The 18,042-nt window shown below is 28.2% G+C and carries 15 protein-coding genes; 9 read left to right on the top strand and 6 right to left on the bottom strand.

Annotation, left to right across the window (positions count from 1 at the left end; all coding sequences use genetic code 11):
* Positions 1-116: 116 nt before the first annotated feature.
* The 4 genes from QIA46_RS02630 (at position 117) to QIA46_RS02615 (ending at position 3,864) form a co-directional block, all read left to right on the top strand.
* Positions 117-1,418, top strand: a complete 1,302-nt coding sequence (locus tag QIA46_RS02630) for a hypothetical protein (RefSeq protein WP_317268337.1) — start codon at positions 117-119, stop codon at positions 1,416-1,418.
* Between the two features lie 2 nt (positions 1,419-1,420).
* Positions 1,421-2,035: a glucosaminidase domain-containing protein gene (locus QIA46_RS02625; protein WP_317268336.1), complete on the top strand. Its 615-nt coding sequence runs from the start codon at positions 1,421-1,423 to the stop codon at positions 2,033-2,035.
* A complete protein-coding gene (locus QIA46_RS02620) occupies positions 2,019-2,828 on the top strand; it encodes a TIGR02757 family protein (RefSeq protein ID WP_317268335.1) in 810 nt (269 codons plus the stop codon). The genes QIA46_RS02625 and QIA46_RS02620 overlap by 17 nt, the downstream gene beginning before the upstream one ends.
* A gap of 88 nt (positions 2,829-2,916) precedes the next feature.
* Positions 2,917-3,864 carry an aldo/keto reductase gene (locus QIA46_RS02615; protein WP_014023745.1) on the top strand — a complete coding sequence of 316 codons (948 nt, stop codon included), beginning with the start codon at positions 2,917-2,919 and terminating at the stop codon, positions 3,862-3,864.
* A 19-nt stretch (positions 3,865-3,883) separates the two neighbouring features.
* Here the strand turns inward: QIA46_RS02615 and QIA46_RS02610 are convergent, their stop codons facing one another.
* A complete protein-coding gene (locus QIA46_RS02610) occupies positions 3,884-4,672 on the bottom strand; it encodes a type III pantothenate kinase (protein ID WP_317268334.1) in 789 nt (262 codons plus the stop codon).
* Entirely contained in the window at positions 4,665-6,485 is a 1,821-nt protein-coding gene (locus QIA46_RS02605; protein WP_317268333.1) for a hypothetical protein, read from the bottom strand. Before QIA46_RS02605 ends, QIA46_RS02610 begins: the two co-directional genes overlap by 8 nt.
* A gap of 103 nt (positions 6,486-6,588) precedes the next feature.
* Here QIA46_RS02605 and QIA46_RS02600 point away from each other — a divergent pair, with 103 nt between their 5' ends.
* The gene (locus tag QIA46_RS02600) at positions 6,589-7,011 is read left to right on the top strand and encodes a hypothetical protein (RefSeq protein ID WP_317268332.1); all 423 of its coding nucleotides are present in this window, start codon (positions 6,589-6,591) and stop codon (positions 7,009-7,011) included.
* Positions 7,012-7,437: 426 nt separating this feature from the next.
* Here the strand turns inward: QIA46_RS02600 and nadE are convergent, their stop codons facing one another.
* On the bottom strand, positions 7,438-8,976 hold the full coding sequence (nadE, locus tag QIA46_RS02595) for an NAD(+) synthase (protein WP_317268331.1): 1,539 nt from the start codon (positions 8,974-8,976) through the stop codon (positions 7,438-7,440).
* Positions 8,977-9,347: 371 nt separating this feature from the next.
* Here nadE and grpE point away from each other — a divergent pair, with 371 nt between their 5' ends.
* Genes grpE through rlmB form a run of 4 tightly spaced genes read left to right on the top strand, consistent with a single transcriptional unit; the run spans position 9,348 to position 13,678 of the window.
* Entirely contained in the window at positions 9,348-9,911 is a 564-nt protein-coding gene (gene grpE / locus QIA46_RS02590) for a nucleotide exchange factor GrpE (RefSeq protein WP_317268330.1), read from the top strand.
* Positions 9,912-9,934: 23 nt separating this feature from the next.
* Positions 9,935-11,842 (top strand): molecular chaperone DnaK, encoded by a 1,908-nt coding sequence (gene dnaK / locus QIA46_RS02585; RefSeq protein ID WP_317268329.1) that lies wholly within the window; start codon positions 9,935-9,937, stop codon positions 11,840-11,842.
* A complete protein-coding gene (dnaJ, locus tag QIA46_RS02580; RefSeq protein WP_317268328.1) occupies positions 11,842-12,936 on the top strand; it encodes a molecular chaperone DnaJ in 1,095 nt (364 codons plus the stop codon). The genes dnaK and dnaJ overlap by 1 nt, the downstream gene beginning before the upstream one ends.
* A gap of 1 nt (position 12,937) precedes the next feature.
* Positions 12,938-13,678, top strand: coding sequence for a 23S rRNA (guanosine(2251)-2'-O)-methyltransferase RlmB (gene rlmB / locus QIA46_RS02575; RefSeq protein ID WP_317268327.1), 741 nt, complete (start codon positions 12,938-12,940; stop codon positions 13,676-13,678).
* A gap of 57 nt (positions 13,679-13,735) precedes the next feature.
* Here rlmB and trxB read toward each other — a convergent pair whose 3' ends face one another.
* The 3 genes from trxB to pheS all read right to left on the bottom strand — a co-directional run bounded on the left by trxB (position 13,736) and on the right by pheS (position 18,036).
* Entirely contained in the window at positions 13,736-14,716 is a 981-nt protein-coding gene (gene trxB / locus QIA46_RS02570) for a thioredoxin-disulfide reductase (RefSeq protein ID WP_317268326.1), read from the bottom strand.
* A gap of 76 nt (positions 14,717-14,792) precedes the next feature.
* Positions 14,793-16,487, bottom strand: coding sequence for a phenylalanine--tRNA ligase subunit beta (gene pheT, locus QIA46_RS02565; protein WP_317268325.1), 1,695 nt, complete (start codon positions 16,485-16,487; stop codon positions 14,793-14,795).
* On the bottom strand, positions 16,465-18,036 hold the full coding sequence (pheS, locus tag QIA46_RS02560) for a phenylalanine--tRNA ligase subunit alpha (protein WP_317268324.1): 1,572 nt from the start codon (positions 18,034-18,036) through the stop codon (positions 16,465-16,467). The genes pheT and pheS overlap by 23 nt, the downstream gene beginning before the upstream one ends.
* Positions 18,037-18,042 lie beyond the last annotated feature (6 nt).

Genomic DNA, 18,042 nt, shown 5'->3' with positions numbered 1-18,042 from the left:
TTAAATACCCCTTCTTAAATTTAAAATTAGATTAACACTATGTAATAATCAATTCTGTAAACTATTTTGGAAAAATTGCTTTTATGCTTATAATTATTTAAGGAAAAATTATTTTTATGGATACGCAAATTTATGAACTCATTTTCTTAACCAGTTTTAGCATATTTTTAATAGTAAATTTATTCAATTTTAAAAAAGAATTTACTTATGAAGACTATTTCATAATATTCCCAGGCACATTTTTTGTAATAACTTTATACTTTACAGAAATCAGACCGTTAATGTTATATATTGGCAGTATATTCTTAATCTTTATGCTAATCACCTTCTTTAAAAACATAAAAACAATAGTAAATAGCAGAAGAAGAAATAGAGACAACAGGTCTATAAAACAATCAAAAGGAATCTTTCTTTCAATTTTGCTAAAAACAATACTTGTAATGCCTGCTATTTTAACTGTTATTATTGCAACTATTTTTTCATACTTAGCACTTTTTATAAATTATCCCAAAGATGAAAACAATAGCTATCAAATCGGATTTGCAAGAATTAAAGATCACAAAAATAATTTAAACTTATCGATTTGGTACCCTGTAAGCTCAACATTGGGTCTTAAAAAGCAAAATCCATTTCTTTTGTACGAATTTAATCCTTTTTTCATAAATGAAATGAATTATTTACCAAAACAGAACAACATATATAAAAAAGCATTTATTAGTAATAACCAAAAACTATACGATTCTGTTTTGCTTATACTTCCTTATTATTCTCACGATTCAATGTTCAAATCCCTAGTTAGTGGACTTGTCAAGAAAGGAAAAATTGTTTATTTATATTCACCAAAATATAAACACATGAAAAGCTACGATTTTATTAAAAATAGCCATAAAAGTATATTTAGCTATGTAGTCAATAAAAGCATTAGTTATTTAATTGAACCTGCCAATGTCCTTAATGAAAAAGCTGATATTGCATCTACTGAAAATGATATTCAAAACATTATTGAACTAGTAAAATCAAGTCAAAATTTAAAATTTTTAAATTCAAAAATCAACCTTAATAAACTAACGTTAATTACACTAGGAAATCAAGCAAATATTGCCAATTTTATCCTTGCAAAAAACACAAACGTAACAAAATATATCAATATAGGAGGAAAACCGCAAACAATAAGAAATTTAAAAAACTTACAACTAATTTTAAAAGAAAAAGAAAATGAAAAGAACCTCCACACAAAAATTGCTAATACAAACTCTATAAAGCTAACAGACATAAGCAATATTGCAGAAATTTCTGATCTTATTTTTAGCAGAAACTATTTAAAAAGTTTTAATTTTTTAAAAAACAAAAAATCAATGTTATCAAGATTTAATTCTATTGTCAATGAAATTAATAAATTTATTGAAGAGGAAAAATAATAATGATAAAAAAATTCTTGCTATTTGCAATGCTCAGCATCTTTTTAGCAAATAAAGCTCATAGTAATGAAGAAGTAATCGAAATAAGTACTGAAATACAAACAGAAAAATATATTCCCTTTTTAATAAGTAGAGGAAAAACTCAACTGGAAGATCTTGTAAAATATACTCTAGAAATGAATCCAGACCTTGACAAAAACTATGTAAATACTATTGCTAAAACCTATATAGACGAATCTTTGATTGAAGGGGTTAATTATGATATTGCATATGCTCAAATGCTACTAGAAACAGGAGCCCTAAAATTTAATGGAATAGTTTCAAAAGAGCAACACAATTTTTCAGGAATAGGCGCTACTAATAACCTTACAAAAGGAAACTCCTTTTCCAATATTACAGAAGGAATTAAAGCTCATATTCAACATTTAAAAGCTTATGCATCAAAACAAAATATCAAATCAAATATGGTTGATCCTAGATTTTACCTTGTTAAAAGAGGATCTGCTCCAACAATATATGATTTGACTGGCAAATGGGCAAAAGACCAATTTTACGATAAAAAACTTAAAAAAATATTATTAGAACTTTTAGAATATAATAATGCAAATAAAAGCTAAAAGCTCATTATATGATTTTCTAGAAAAAATATATTCAAAATATAATAAAAAAAAATTTATACATCCTGATCCTTTAGAATTTTTATATAGGTATAAAGAAAAAGAAGACATTGAACTTGTAGGCCTAATTAGCTCCTCATTGTCACTTGGAAGAGTAGAAAAAATTTTAGAAGCAATCGAGACAATACTCAAACCACTTGGCAAATCACCTTCTAATGCCCTTAGGTTGGCAAATGAAAAAGACTTAAAAGAAATATTTAAAGGATTTGTTTATAGATTTTTCAAAGGAGAAGACATTGTAAGGCTGTTGTGCACCCTTAAGATAATAAAAGAGCAGCACCACACAGTTGAAAATCTTCTTTACAGTATTTATTATAAAACCCAAAATTTTCTACTCAGCATAGATGAATTAATAAAGCATATGGAAAAAATAAATGGAAGAGAATTCGGGATGCTGCTTCCAAAGCCTTCAAAGGGAAGTTCTTGTAAAAGACTTTTTTTATTCTTAAGATGGATGATACGTAAAGATGACGTTGATTTGGGCATTTGGAATAAATTCAATCCTAATGATCTTATAGTGCCAATGGACACCCATATGACAAATATTGCCTCAAAACTATTTAAAATCAAAGAAATAAAAAACGTAAATCTTAAAAAAGCAATAAAAATTACAAGTTATTTTTCAAAAGAAAATAAAGAAGATCCTGTAAAATACGACTTCTCTTTAACCAGATTTGGAATAAATAGAGATTTTAATAAAGACAAATTACTAAAAAATATTAACAAACTATAAAATTTTATTTATAAAACATTTAAAATAAGACATACTTAAGTCATTAAAATAAAAATATCAATTTATCATAAAATAAAAAGGAGAATCTATGAATAATCTTAAGGAAAAGATAAATACTTATAGTAAGCTAATTTTGGGATCTTGGCAATTTGGAGGAGGATATTTTAAACAAGTCGAAAAAGAAACCGCTAAAAATATATTAAAAAAAGCATATAAACACGGACTCAGAAATATTGATACCGCAAGAGCTTATGGAAATGGAATTTCAGAAAAAATAATTGGTGAAATAATAGAAAAAGATCCAACAATAAGAGAAAATATTTTAATTGCAAGTAAATGCTATCCAATGGAAATTTCAGAATATATAAAGAACTTTAATGAAAGTCTTGAAAATTTAAAAACTGATTATATAGATATTTACTATATACACTGGCCTAAAACCGATTTTGACCTAAGACCAATCGCATCATTTCTTGAAGAAATGAGAGCAAAAGAAAAAATAAAATATGTGGGTGTAAGTAATTTTGAAATATCACACATGGAAAGCATAAAAAAAGTTTGCAAAATTGACGTAAACCAAATAGGATACAACCCCTTATTTAGAAATAAAGAAAAAGATGTAATTCCTTACTGTGAAAACAACAATATTGCAACCATATCATATTCAACAATTGCTCAAGGACTTTTATCTAAAGCTAATATAAAAGACAAAAACAAATTTAATGATATTAGAACAGAAAAACTTATACTTTTCAAAAAAGAAATTTGGCCCTTTACTTTAAAAACCATAAATAAACTTGAAGAGATAGCAAAGATAAATAACTTAACAATTTTAGAATTAACATATTCATGGCTTAAAAAAACAAAATTAAGTGGATTTATAGTGGGTTTCAGCAAGGAAAATCATGTAGAATCAAACTTAAATTCATTTAAAGCAGAAATTAATGATAAAGTATATGAAGAGATTACATCAATTCTAGATAATTTTAATCACCAAACAAAAAACTTCCCAAATTTATTTAACAAAAAAATTTAAAACTTTAAAAACAAATAATTCAATTAACAAACTTAAAGTCAATAGAATTTCCTAAAATTCTAACACCTTCTACGGTTAAATAAATATTAAAAATAAACTCTATCTCAATTAATTGCAAAATTAAGTTAGCATTACCCCCAGTAATTATTAACTTAAATTCTTTTTTATACATCTTTTTAATATCATGATAAACACCTTCTATTAAATACTTATATTGATAAAACAAACCGCTGTTTACACTCCCAGATGTAGCTCTCTCTAAAAGATTATTTGGGGTGCTAATGGGAAATTTCTTGAGAAGATAGGCATTGTCTATTAAAGAATTTAAATTTACCAAAGGGCCAGAATTTATAAGACCACCAAGTATTCCATCTTGCCTACTAACAGCAAAAATGGTACAAGCTGTTCCAAGATCTGCTACCAAAACATTTTCAAATGAATAATTTTCAATGGCTGCAACAAGATTGGCAAAAACATCTGAACCTAGCAAAAATTTATCGCTTTTGTAAGGATTAAATGTCAAATCATAATTTAAATCAAAATTAATAAACAAGGGCTTTATCTTAAAAAAAGAAAAAATGACGTTTTCAAATATTCCGTTAAGAATAGGTACAACACTGCTTATAAAAACTTGATTTACATTAAAATCAAAATTTTCTTCAAAAAAGCTATAAGCCTCATCATACCTTAACATAAGATTTGTTTTCATTTTAATAAATAAATTAACTTGATTATCTTTAAATAAGGCAAAAGCAATGCTAGTATTTCCAATATCAATTATCAATTCTGATAATAAAGACTTATTCATAAATATTTATTCTTTTTACAATTTTGTCAAATCTTAATAAAAGACTAAAAGTCTTCTTTTTCTTAGGTGTTGCTTTAATAACCAAAACTTTGCTCAAAGGATAATACTTCCAGCCATCAGAATATACGTAAAACTTATAATCTGTAAACCAATCAATTTCTCTAAATCTAACCAAAGTCGGATTTAAAATATTTCCAAAAAATATATAACTCGAATAATTAAGTTCTTGATCAAAATCAATTGCAACCTTGGCATCAGTAATTTCACTATTTAAAATCCTAGAAGCAACATATATCCACCTGATAAATCCATGATCAAAAATAAAGATAAATTGGGGCATATATTGATTATTAATAATATCTGAATAACAGCTTTCATAAGGAATTGCTTTGGCATAATCACTTATTAAAGAATAATAAATCGCATTAAATGAAAGCTTTAATATTAAATTATCTTTTAAATAAGATGCTATTCTTTTAAGAACCCCGGAAATCTTTAATGCATACTCAACAACATCAGCCGAATTAATATTATTTAATATATATACCTTTCCTTCATCTGTAACACCAAATAAAGTAAATACAAATTTATAAAGTTCCTTTTTAAAACTTAAATAAAACGAATCGTCACTTCTAATCTTAAGAAAAGTAAGATAATTAGAGAGAATGTTGTAGGCTTGGCTAAAATTAAAATTAGAACTTAATATTTTTTTAGGATCTTTGAGAAGATTTAAAGCACGATTTAATTTGGAACCGTTTTCTGATAAAAAAATTTTTTCCAAAAGACGAGGATCCTCCTTTAAATAAACCATAAGCCTGCCTTCTTCAAGAGAGTCAATAAAAGTTTTATTTCTTGATAAATAAGAAAAAAATTTATCAAATTGATCCGAATTAGCAAAATAATTTAAACTTAAATAGGTTAACTTATTTTCATTTTTAGCTAATAAAGAATCTAATTTTACAAATATTGATTCGTGATCCCCTCTGATTAAAGATTCTGCCAAAAAACAAACCATTAAATTTTCATCAAAGCTATAATCACCGTATTTAAGCCATCCTCCCTTTGAAACATTAAAATTAACAGGATTGTTCCAAGAATCATAAGCACTTTGTCTAAAATTGTTTAAAGCATCATTAAAAATTTTATTATCCACCTCTTTAATTTTTGACTGCATAATAGAATAATCTAATACATTAATTTTATTGCTTCGATTGCTCTCCACAGTGGAATTTGGAATATTTTTATTTGATGAATCAATATAAACAGCATTGCCAATTCTAAATGCTGCTTGAGGAGAAATCAAAATATCTTTTTCTCTTATTTTTACATTTTCTCCTAAAAAGATTTTATATTCAAAATTATCCCCTTGTCTTATTGAAATATTAGATTTGTCTAATAAAACTTCATAATGATCTTCAACTTCATAACTTAACAGAAAGCTCTTAGAGAGATTTGATTCAATGCTAAAATTATTTTCTGAGTCAAGCAAAAATCCGAGAAAAATATTATTCTCAAAATAAACATAAATACCCGTGTCTTGCACCTTATAAGAGATGGGCAAAAGATTCAAACCTGTTTCTAAAACAACAAGTGGATTAAGCTTAGACAAAAATATCCTAAGTCCCCTAACATTAACAACAATATCATTTAAAATATATTCACTATTTTCAACCTTATTATTTACTTCTAATTTTATATCTTTTAAAAAAGATATATTTAAGTTTAAATTCCTAAATTGTAAAAAAATAACAACAAACAATATTAAAGCACCAAGCAATAAATTAAAAGCTCCTGCCCTTAAAAACTCCTTCATATGATGATTCTAATCATAAAAAATCAAAATATCAATATTGATTGCATAAAAACAAAAAAAATAATAAAATTATAGGTTAGCTAGTTAAATAGGAGTAAAATATATGAAAATTCCTAAAAATTATATTCCAGGAACAAACCCTTACAAATCTTTACCTAAAAAACCTATTATTGAAAACAATAAAAAAATTACTAAAAAACAAGAACAAATTAATTCAGAAATTATGAAATCTCAAGAGCGTATTTTGAAGCTATATATGAGACGCCTACAAAAAAAAGATCAAATAACTCTTCAAAATTTTATTCTAGAAGGACATAAAGTCGGTTCCAAAATTTTCAATAATTTGCCAAAAACACTAAAAGAAATAATAGCTTTAATGAATATAGAATCGTTAAAAGTGCTAAAAAAAAATACAAAAAATCCAATTAAAATGCTTTACATAAAATTTTCAAGCTGGACCTTAAACAAGCTAATCAAAACACTCGACATTGAATCTAATAATAACAAAACCGCAAAACATAAATAATAATTTTCAAATTCTTTCTATATCTTGCTTATTAATTTTTTTATTTGCGTCTTTTCTTAAAATGTCTATTGCTGATTTGTTGTCATAATAAATAAAAAATCTTTCAAGTATCATCTTTTATAATTGCCAGGTTCTAGCTATACATTGAATCTAAGGTATCCAATGGTCACTTTATTGCCTTTAATACTTAAAAAGAATTTGGGTTATTTGGGCTATAATAACATAAAAATTAATAATATTAGTACACTAAGCAAGCAATAAAAAAACAGATCTGTACTATGGCAAGCTATGCCTATTAAATAGATTTAAAGGTACAAAAATTCAATTTAAACTTAAAAAGCCATTTTCCAATTTTTCCCAGTAAAAAATATTATTAATAAAATTTAAAAAAACAAAAATTGAAAAAATCAAGCCCCAATCACAATTTCAAATCATATTATTTAAAATAGGCATTGAAAGCTCAAAACCAAAAGTTTTTTTAGAAATTTTAACTATAGGGGCTCCCTGCCTTCTTTTGTATTCATTTTTAAAATAAAGATTTAAGACTTTATCAACTATATCTTTTTCAAAATTAAGATAAATTGAATCCACAGATTCATTGTCAATCAAATATCTATTTAAAATAACATCAAGAACTTCATATTTTGGAAGAGAATCACTATCTTTTTGATCAAACCTTAACTCAGCCGAAGGTTCCTTTAAAATAATATTAACAGGAATAATACATTGATCAAGCTTTGCATTGATGTACTTTACAAGATCATAAACCTCCGTCTTAAAAAGATCTCCAATCAAAGCAAGTCCTCCGCAAGTATCCCCATAAAGAGTACAATAACCAACTGCAATCTCGCTTTTGTTACCGGTATTTAAAAGCAAAGAATTTTGAGAATTACTATAAGACATTAATAAAAGCCCCCTTAAGCGAGCTTGTAAATTTTCTCCCGTAACACCTTTAACATTAAAATACCCTTCAAAAAATTTACTGCTTACCTCAAATAAATCTTTTATTGGCATTTCAATCAATTTAAAACCTAATTTTCTAGAAAGCTCTTTAGCATCAGAAATAGAATTTGCTGATGAAAATTTACTAGGCATAGAAATTCCAACAACATTCTCAGCGCCCAAAGCAAAACATGCAAGACAAGCAACAAGAGCAGAATCAATCCCTCCAGATACTCCCAAATGAACTTTAAAAAATCCCGAAAAAGAAACATATTCTCTTAAAACAAGAGATATTGCCAAAATAATTTTTTCAAATAGCTCATTACATGTATCAAATTTTAAATTTTGAAATGTATCATTAGATATAAAATCAAATTCAAATCCTTTGGCTTGTTTTATCTTGCCAAAACTATTAATAAAAAAGCTACGCCCATCATAAACTGCAGAATCTTCAACCCCATAAAAATTTGAATAAACAACATCCAGATTATTCTCAATAGCAACTCTTTCAAAGAATTTTAACCTAAAATTATTCTTTTCCTTAGTGAAATAAGATTTGGACGGTATTATTAAATACTGAGCCTTTTTTAAATCCTCTCCAAATTTGGGAATTAATTCTTCAAACAACAAATCATCCTCAAAATTTAATACAGCAAATAAATTGTCCTTATAACTAAAAAACTCAGGCGAATTACCTTGCGACACAGTTAGAATAACTTTATGATTGCTAATGACAGAAACAATATCTACAAATTTGCCACCCTTATAAACACTATGACCAAAAACAATTAAAGTGTTATCATTAACCTGTTCTTTCATAAATTCAATAAACTTATATATATTTTGAGAATATTTAGAATGCACAAACAAATCACCATAATTAGTCTTGCCTAAAAACATAGAAGGAAAAACTAAAACGTCTGATCCTTTTAGCAAGGCTTCATCATAATTAGCTTTAAAATCAGTAATACATTTATTAAAATCTAAAGCTCTGTATTTTGTTTGAGCAATACTTATTTTCATAGGTAAATGATAAGCAATAATAAATTAAATTACAATAAAAAAATTAATAACCTCTAAAAACCAATACTCACCCACATTTTAACAATGCCTTAATATTAAGGATGCCTATATAAGTACTAAAAACAAACAAAAATCAAAAAAATGTTACCAAAAATATTTTTATAAATAAAATTTTTTATTTTGACAAAAAAATACACACGATCATTTAATCAAATAACAATATGTATCAATACAACACTATTACTGAAAGCTTAAGAAAAATATACATCTTGCAAATGATCAAAATGAATCAATTTTATTAAATTTTAAGAAATAAAAAAATTTGTAAAATATTTTTTTTAAAGATAAAATGCTTTATCAAAGGAGGAAAAATGGAAAAAAAAGAAAATAAAAGCGAATCTGAAAAACCCAACAAACAAGATAACAAAAATACAAAATCTCAAAAAAAAGAAAACTTAAATTTAGTAAATTCTGATAAAAAAATTACTGAGCTTGAAAATGAAATCTCCAATCTTAAAGATTTGTATTTAAGAAAACAAGCAGAATTTGAAAACTTCAGAAAAAGATTAGAAAAAGAAAAAGACAATTTTGTTAAATTTGCAAATGAAACCATAATGAAAGATGTGGTTAATTTTCTTGATAACTTAGAACGAGCTATTAACTCTTCAAAAAAATCCAAAGATTTTGATAACTTATTAACAGGAATCAGTATGATTGAAAATGAAATACTGTCAATCTTTGATAAAAAATATAATTTAAAAAAATTTGGAGAAAATGGCGAAAATTTTGATCCAAGTCGTCATGAAGCAATAAGCATTGAAGAGAAAGAAGGCCTTAAAAATCCAGAAATAGTAGAAGTATACCAAAAAGGATATTGCTACAACGACAGAATATTAAGAACAGCAAAAGTTAAAGTTGCTCAAAGTAAAAATTAATTAGAAAAAAGGAGGTTTATAATATGGGCAAAATAATAGGTATTGACCTAGGAACAACAAACTCATGCGTAGCTATAATGGAGCATGGAAAACCAGTTGTAATACAAAATTCAGAAGGGGGAAGAACTACTCCATCTATTGTTGCTTACACAAATAAAGGCGAAAGACTTGTGGGGCAAGTTGCAAAAAATCAAATGGTTACAAACCCTGAAAACACAATTTATTCTATTAAAAGATTTATGGGAAGAAGATTTGAAGAGGTTACAAGCGAAATAAAAATGGTTCCTTATAAAATAGAAAAAGGACTAAATGGCGATGCGCGAGTAAACATTTCCAATATAAAAAAGCAAATGTCTCCACCTGAGATCTCAGCAGCAACTCTTACAAAAATGAAAGAAACAGCAGAGGCTTACTTAGGTGAAAAAGTTACAGAGGCTGTTATTACAGTTCCTGCTTACTTTAATGATGCTCAAAGACAAGCTACAAAAGATGCTGGTAAAATAGCGGGTCTTGAAGTAAAAAGAATTGTTAACGAGCCAACTGCTGCTGCTCTTGCTTATGGAATTGAAAAAAAACACGAAGAAATCGTTGCTGTTTACGATCTTGGTGGAGGAACATTTGACATTTCAATATTGGAACTCGGAGATGGTGTTTTTGAAGTAAAGTCAACCAACGGAGACACACATCTTGGTGGTGACAATTTCGACGATGAGATAATAAAACATTTAATTTCAGAATTCAAAAAAGAAAGCGCTATTGATTTGTCAAACGACAAAATGGCTCTTCAAAGACTCAAAGAGGCAGCCGAAAAGGCCAAAATAGAACTCTCAGGCGCTCAAGAAGCTTCAATAAATCTTCCATTTATTACAGCAGATGCAAATGGTCCAAAACACTTGCAACATACTCTAACAAGAGCAAAATTCGAACAAATGGTAGACCATTTAGTTCAAAAAACAAAAGAACCATGCCTTAAAGCTATTAAAGATGCGGGGCTTAAAGCTTCTGATATCAATGAAGTAATACTTGTAGGGGGATCAACAAGAATTCCTGCTATTCAAAAAATTGTAAAAGATATATTTGGACAAGACCCTAACAAAGGAGTAAATCCAGATGAAGCTGTAGCAATTGGGGCTGCTATTCAGGGTGGTATTTTAACAGGAGAAACTAAAGACATGGTACTCCTTGACGTTACTCCACTCTCACTAGGAATAGAAACACTAGGTGGTGTTATGACTAAACTTATTGAAAGAAACACCACAATTCCTACAAAAAAAAGTCAAGTATTCTCAACAGCTGCAGACAATCAAACCTCTGTTGATATTAAAGTCCTTCAAGGTGAGCGTGAAATGGCAGCACAAAACAGAATACTTGGTAATTTTATACTTGATGGAATACCAGCAGCGCCAAGAGGGGTGCCTCAAATTGAAGTTAGCTTTGACATTGATGCTAATGGAATAGTGCATGTGTCTGCAAAAGATATGGGAACAGGAAAAGAACAAAAAATTAGAATTGAATCATCATCAGGGCTATCTGAATCAGAAATAGATCGAATGGTAAAAGATGCAGAAGCTCATGCGGAAGAAGATAAAAAATTAAAAGAAAATATTGAAGCAAAAAATAAAGCTAATTCTTTAATTTATCAAACAGAAAAATCATTAAAAGAATATTCTGAAAAAATTTCAAGCGAAGACAAAGAAGCTATTGAAAGTAAAATAAAAGAATTAAAAGAAAGTCTTGAAAAAGAAGACATTTCACTTATAAAATCTAGAACAGAAGAACTTCAAAAAGCTTCTTACAAAATAGCTGAGATGATGTATAAAGATTCTTCCCAGCAAAATGCAAGCAGCCAACAAGAAAATGACCACCAAAGTAATACAAGCGAAGAGGGTAAAGAGGCTGATTACGAAGTTGTTGACGAGGATAAAAAATAGTGAAAAAAGATTATTATGAAATTTTGGGGCTCTCAAAAGGAGCCTCAAAAGATGAGATAAAAAAAGCATATAGAAAAATAGCAATTAAATATCACCCAGACAGAAATCAAGGGAATGAAGAGGCTGCCTCTATCTTTAAAGAAGCCACTCAAGCTTACGAAGTTTTAATAGATGACAATAAAAAAGCTAAATACGACAGATTTGGACATTCTGCTTTTGAAGGAGGAGGATTTGAAGGATTTTCAGGAGGATTTAGTGGATTTTCAGACATCTTTGAAGATTTTGGCGATATTTTTGATTCATTTTTCACTGGAAACAAAGGGCAAGAAAGAAATAGAAAACATGCAAAAGGTGAAGACTTAGGATATAATATAGAAATATCTCTTGAAAATGCATACTTTGGGTACAAAAATAATATAAACATAACAAGACAAATGCTTTGCGATTCTTGTTTAGGGAAAAAATCCGAAAAAGGCACAAGTCCTTCAATATGCAACATGTGTAACGGCAGCGGAAGAGTGGTACAAGGCGGAGGATTTTTCAGAGTTACAACAACATGTTCTAAATGTTACGGAGAGGGCAAAATAATATCAAACCCTTGTAAATCTTGTAAGGGAAAAGGGGGCCTTGCAAAACAAGAAACTATTCAATTAAACATTCCCCCAGGCATTGATAATAACCAACAAATAAAAATGAAAGGCAAGGGAAATGTTAATCCGGACAATCAAGAATACGGCGATCTTTATGTAAAAATATTGATAAGATCTCATAAAATATTTAAAAGAAATGGTAAAGATCTTTATGCAATGCTTCCAATAAGCTTTACTCAAGCAGCCCTTGGAAAAGAAGTAAAAATAAAAACAATCGCTTCAAAAGAGATTAAAATACAAATTCCAAAAGGAATAGACAATGAAGAACAAATTTTAATTAAAAACGCAGGAATGCCAATTCTTCAAACAGAAAAATTTGGAAATTTAATATTAATCACTAAAATAAAAACACCTAAAAATTTAAATTCTAATGCTATTAAACTTTTTGAAAACTTAAGTAAAGAATTAAAAGATGGTGATGAAATAAATTTACTCAAAGTATAATATGTATATAACTCATGCCAATTCAATAATTGAAAGCATAAAAAATAATAAAGGATTTGAACTTTATATATCAAAAAAAAGTTCAAAAACTATGGAAATTGAAAAGCTGGCTAAAAGACAAAATATAAAAATAATAAGAATAAGTATAAATGAACTTGAAAAAATTCTTAAAAACAAATACCACAGGGGATTTGCATTAAAATTAAAACCTGAAAAAAATAAAAATGCAAAAACACAAACCAAAAATTTCGAAAACTTACTAGAAACATTTAAAAAAAAAGAAAATGCTTTCATTTTACTTCTAGATGAGGTAGAAGATCCCCAAAACTTTGGAGCAATCCTTAGAACAGCAGAACAGTTTAGTATAGATCTTGTAATTACTACTCAAAAACGTAGCGCAAAAGACAATTCGACAGTTTTGCGCACCAGCTCTGGTGCAAGTCAATATGTAAAAAAAATAACAGTGACAAACATAAACAACACAATAAATCTTTTAAAAAACTCTGGCTTTTGGATATACACCGGTGATATTAAAGGACAAGATATAAACAAAATCAAAATAAACGACAAAAAAATTGCACTTATTTTAGGAAATGAAGGAAAGGGTGTACACAAACTAATAAAAGAAAATTCAGATTTTTTAATAAGAATCCCAACTAGCGGAAAAATAGACTCACTTAATGTTTCTGTATCTACAGGAATTTTAATCTTTGAAATTAAAAGGCAATTAAATCTGCTCTAAAGCATTAAACTAAATAAAAACTTCACTTAAAAAACCTCAAAAACATCTTAATAAAAACTATTTTAAAAAATTTCCCAACTCAACAGATGCAATAAACCCTTCAGCAGCAGCGGTAATGGCTTGAGCATAAACTTTATTACTAACGTCTCCACAAGAAAAAACACCATCAACACTTGTTTTAACAACATCTTTAGTAACAATAAATCCTTCTTCATCCAAATTCAAAAATCCCTTTAAAAATTCTGTATTTGGCTTATAACCAACAGCCATAAATACAGCACTAACTTCCAATTCATAAAAAACATTACTTTTTTTATCAAAAATCTTAACTGAAGAAACAGAAGATTTACCATCTACTTCTATGGCCTCTGAATTATACAAAATCTCAATATTAGGCAACTTCGCAACACTATCTCTTAACATAGCAATAGCTCTAAGATTGTCTTTTCTTACAATAAGATACACCTTGTCCACCAATTTGCTTAAATAAATTGATTCTGAAAGGGCGGTGTTACCTCCACCAATTACTGCAACCCTTTTCCCTTTAAAAAGATGTCCATCACAAATAGCACAAACCGAAATACCCTTATTCCAAAATACATCCGAATTTTTAAGAGTTTCAAGTTTTTTGGGTTTTGATCCCACGGCAATAATAACAGCCTTACTTTTATAAATATAATTTTCTGTATAAAGATAGAAAATATTATTCTCCCTTTTTATAGAAAAAACAGTTTCAAGAAAAGCTTTAGCTCCAAGATTTACTGCTTGCTCTCTCATATTTAACATCAAATCTCTACCACTTATTCCATTTTTAAAGCCAGGATAATTATAAACTTCTGTGGTTGTGGTAAGCTGTCCCCCAGGTTCAGGACCTTCTAAAATAGCAGTCTTATAATTGCTCATAACAGAATAAATCCCAGCCGTTAGTCCAGCCGGGCCAGATCCTACAATTATTACATCTTCAATAGTTTCTACCTCTTTTTGAGATAAATTCTCCTTTTTGGGCAGATTTACATCAATAGTTTCAAATTCTAACATATCTAAAATTCAAGCCTCTCTTAAAAATTTGAATATTAATCTTAACGTTGCTAAAACTAATATTCAACACTTAAGATCAACTCATAAGTTTACTAATATTAACCTCAAAAACAGAACATGGAATAAAAATGCCAAAATTATTTAAAACATAAGGTGAAATTTCGCCAAAATTACCTATATTAAAGCCTCCAATCAAAATATCTGCTCCCCTACCATTAATATAAAAAGCGGTTTTTGATTCTATTAAATTAATCTCAATATTTAAATAATAAAAAAGCGTTGCAACAATTGAATTAATTTCATTAAAAGAAATTTCCTTGCCAGACATTAAAAAAGCTAAATTCGTAAAAGTACTTGTTCCTTCAATAGTATCCAAATTCTTTAAAGCTACCTTGCCAATTTCAAAAATTTTATGTGGATAAGGAAAATTAGAACTAACGCTTTCTGATTTTAATAAATTGGGAATTATTGATGCTCTAACATATTCATAATTTTCTGTGATTGGATTAGATACTTTTAAAAAATTTTGATCATTAATATTCATTCTGTCAATAAAATCTTTCTTAGAGCCCATATAATTATAAATCATCTCTTGAAATCCCATACCCACCATTAAATTTCTAACATTTCTTGAAAACTCTTCCAAAGGACTAAGCCTTCCCACTGCAAAAGCCTTAGGAAGCTCTGGATTAAAACTTAAAAGACCTTCCCCTATCATTACATCTTCAATTACATCAACCTCATGAAGAAAGTCATTTCTATAAAAAGGTGGAATAATATAGTTTTTCAAATCTCTAGAATAAGAATTTACTCCCATTTTTTTTAAATTAAGGCAAATACGCTCTAATGTTAAATTACTTCCAAGCAGTCTATTAATGTTTTTAACATCAAACTCCACTTCTTCTTGAAAATAATAAGGACATACTAATTCTTTAAAATCTAAAACAAAAGGCTCTCTAAACACAGTTTTTACTGGCAAAATTTCAAAACCCATATCATAAAAATCACAGGCTGCTATGGATAACGCTAACAAAGTTGCTTCAAAATCAATTCCCGTAACCTCAACAAATAAATCAGTATCACCAACCTTTAAAGATCCAATATTGTTAGAATTAATTATTGGAGGATAAGAGACTACATTATTATCATCATCTAATAATAACGGATATTTATCAAAATTTTTAATAATATGTGAATATTCCAATCCTTTGGGATGCTTTTCATTTATTTCTAAAAGAGATAGCTCACAATCCATTCCTAAAGGAACAAATTTATGATTAGGAGATGAAGCAACATAACTTATTGGGAATTTAATAAAATTAGAATTATACATCCCCATTGCAATTCTTCTTCTCTTTTGTCCATAATTTTGACAAAGTTTTTCTTGAAATTGAATTAATGTCTCAAGCATTCTATCATCAACAATCAAGCCTTTTGCTAAAAATCCAAAAATAAAAGGCCTGATTTGAGATATTTCGCCATCCACCAAAATTTCACCATAAAACTTTTTAAAGTCTTCCCTTTTTGAAAAAAAATCATAATAGGGCATTTCTTCAAAAAAATACGTTCTTATCTGACGAGCAAGCCCTAAATAAGACCACAAATCTGGCCTATTTGTATCATTAAATTCTATTTTGATTTTCCCCGAACTTTCATCAAACCCATCAAATTCCGCTTTAAACGGTTCAAGTAATTCTGAAATCTCTAAATTTGTAAAATTTTTTCCTATTTTATCTAAAAAAAGATTTTTATAAATTTCTACCTTTGGCATCTATCTTTCCTCGTCTTAAAATAACATCACCAATATCATAAGTAAATAGATCTCTCAAATCATTTAGACCTAAGTGCATTAAAGCCATTCTATCTATTCCAATCCCCCAAGCAATAACAGGTATATCAATGCCCAAAGGTCTTGTAACTTCTGGCCTAAAAATTCCACTTCCTCCAAGTTCAAACCAACCAAGAACAGGATGTTTTACATGTATTTCAATAGAAGGTTCAGTAAAGGGAAAATATGCGGGAACATATTTAACTTCTGTAGCACCCGCAAGCTCTTTGGCAAAAATTTCAAGAAGGCCCAGCAAAGTTTTAATGTTAACACCATCTTCAATAACAATCCCCTCAGTTTGATAAAAATCTACTCCGTGAGTTGCATCTACCTGATCATACCTAAAACATCTAATAACTCCAAAATATCTACTTGGACTTTTGGCATTAATTAATTGTTTTGCAGAAAGAACAGTACCATGGGTTCTTAAAACCAATCTCTTAGAAAGATCTTCGCTAAAACTATACCTCCAACCCCTTGAACCTGTTGCATATCCTGTTTCGTGGGCTAATTTTACATTAGAAAAATAAGGTTCGGGTAAAGATTCTTGCATACTAGGATCTGAAATGTAATAAACATCCTTAATATCACGAGAAGGATGAAATTGGGGCATAAAAAGAGCATCGTTGTTAAAAAATTCTGTTTCTACTAAAGGCCCATCAAACTCTTGAAAACCAAGCCCTACTAATTTGTCTTTAATTTTAGAAATATAATCTAAATAAGAATTAGCACGCCCAATAAAAGTTTTAGCTGATGGAACATGAATATTGTAAGCTCTAAATTTTTTATTCTCATATGTTTTATTTTTTAAAATTTCAGGAGTAAGCTTTGTAATTTCATCCCCAATTAATTTACTTTTCATTAAAAAATTTTTAACTTCCAATCCAAAACTAGATAATCTAAATTTTAAATCGAGTTTTTCTATTATTTTAAAAAATACAGAATCTGCTCCTTTTTTCTTAGCAAAATTTGATATTAATAAAAGATCTTCGGTTGTCAAACTTTCTCTAAGAAGATCGCTACTTTTTGCTCTTTCCAATAAAACACGTATTTTTTGATAATTGGCCTCTATTCCGTCTAAACAATTTATAACAATCTGTTTGTTTAAATTAAGAGAAAGAATACCCTCTTTTAATAAATTACCAAAAGCTTTTCTCACTTCTTTAATATCAATATCAAGCTCTAAGGCTAAATTTGAAGCCAAAACTTCCTTTTGAGATACTAGATTTATTATTTTTTCCTCAACAAATCCATCTCTTAAAGCGCAAAGACCCTTTTCTGTTGCTTTATAAAATACATTTAATTTTCTATAAATCTCTTCAATAATTCCTTTAGAATTTAACCATTCAATTGTTTTATTTGCCTGACCTTCATTAAACCCCAACTTTTCAATAATAATTGAAGCAGAAATATCATCCCCTTCTTTATTGTTTGCAATTACTTTCATCTCAAGAGGATGCAATGTTTTTATTAAATTTAAATCCGCCTTCATAAATAT

Source organism: Borreliella carolinensis, from assembly GCF_032595855.2.
Classification (GTDB): Bacteria; Spirochaetota; Spirochaetia; order Borreliales; family Borreliaceae; genus Borreliella; species Borreliella carolinensis.
Note: the sequence above shows the minus strand (reverse complement) of the source record. Positions and strands in the feature narration are given on the sequence as shown.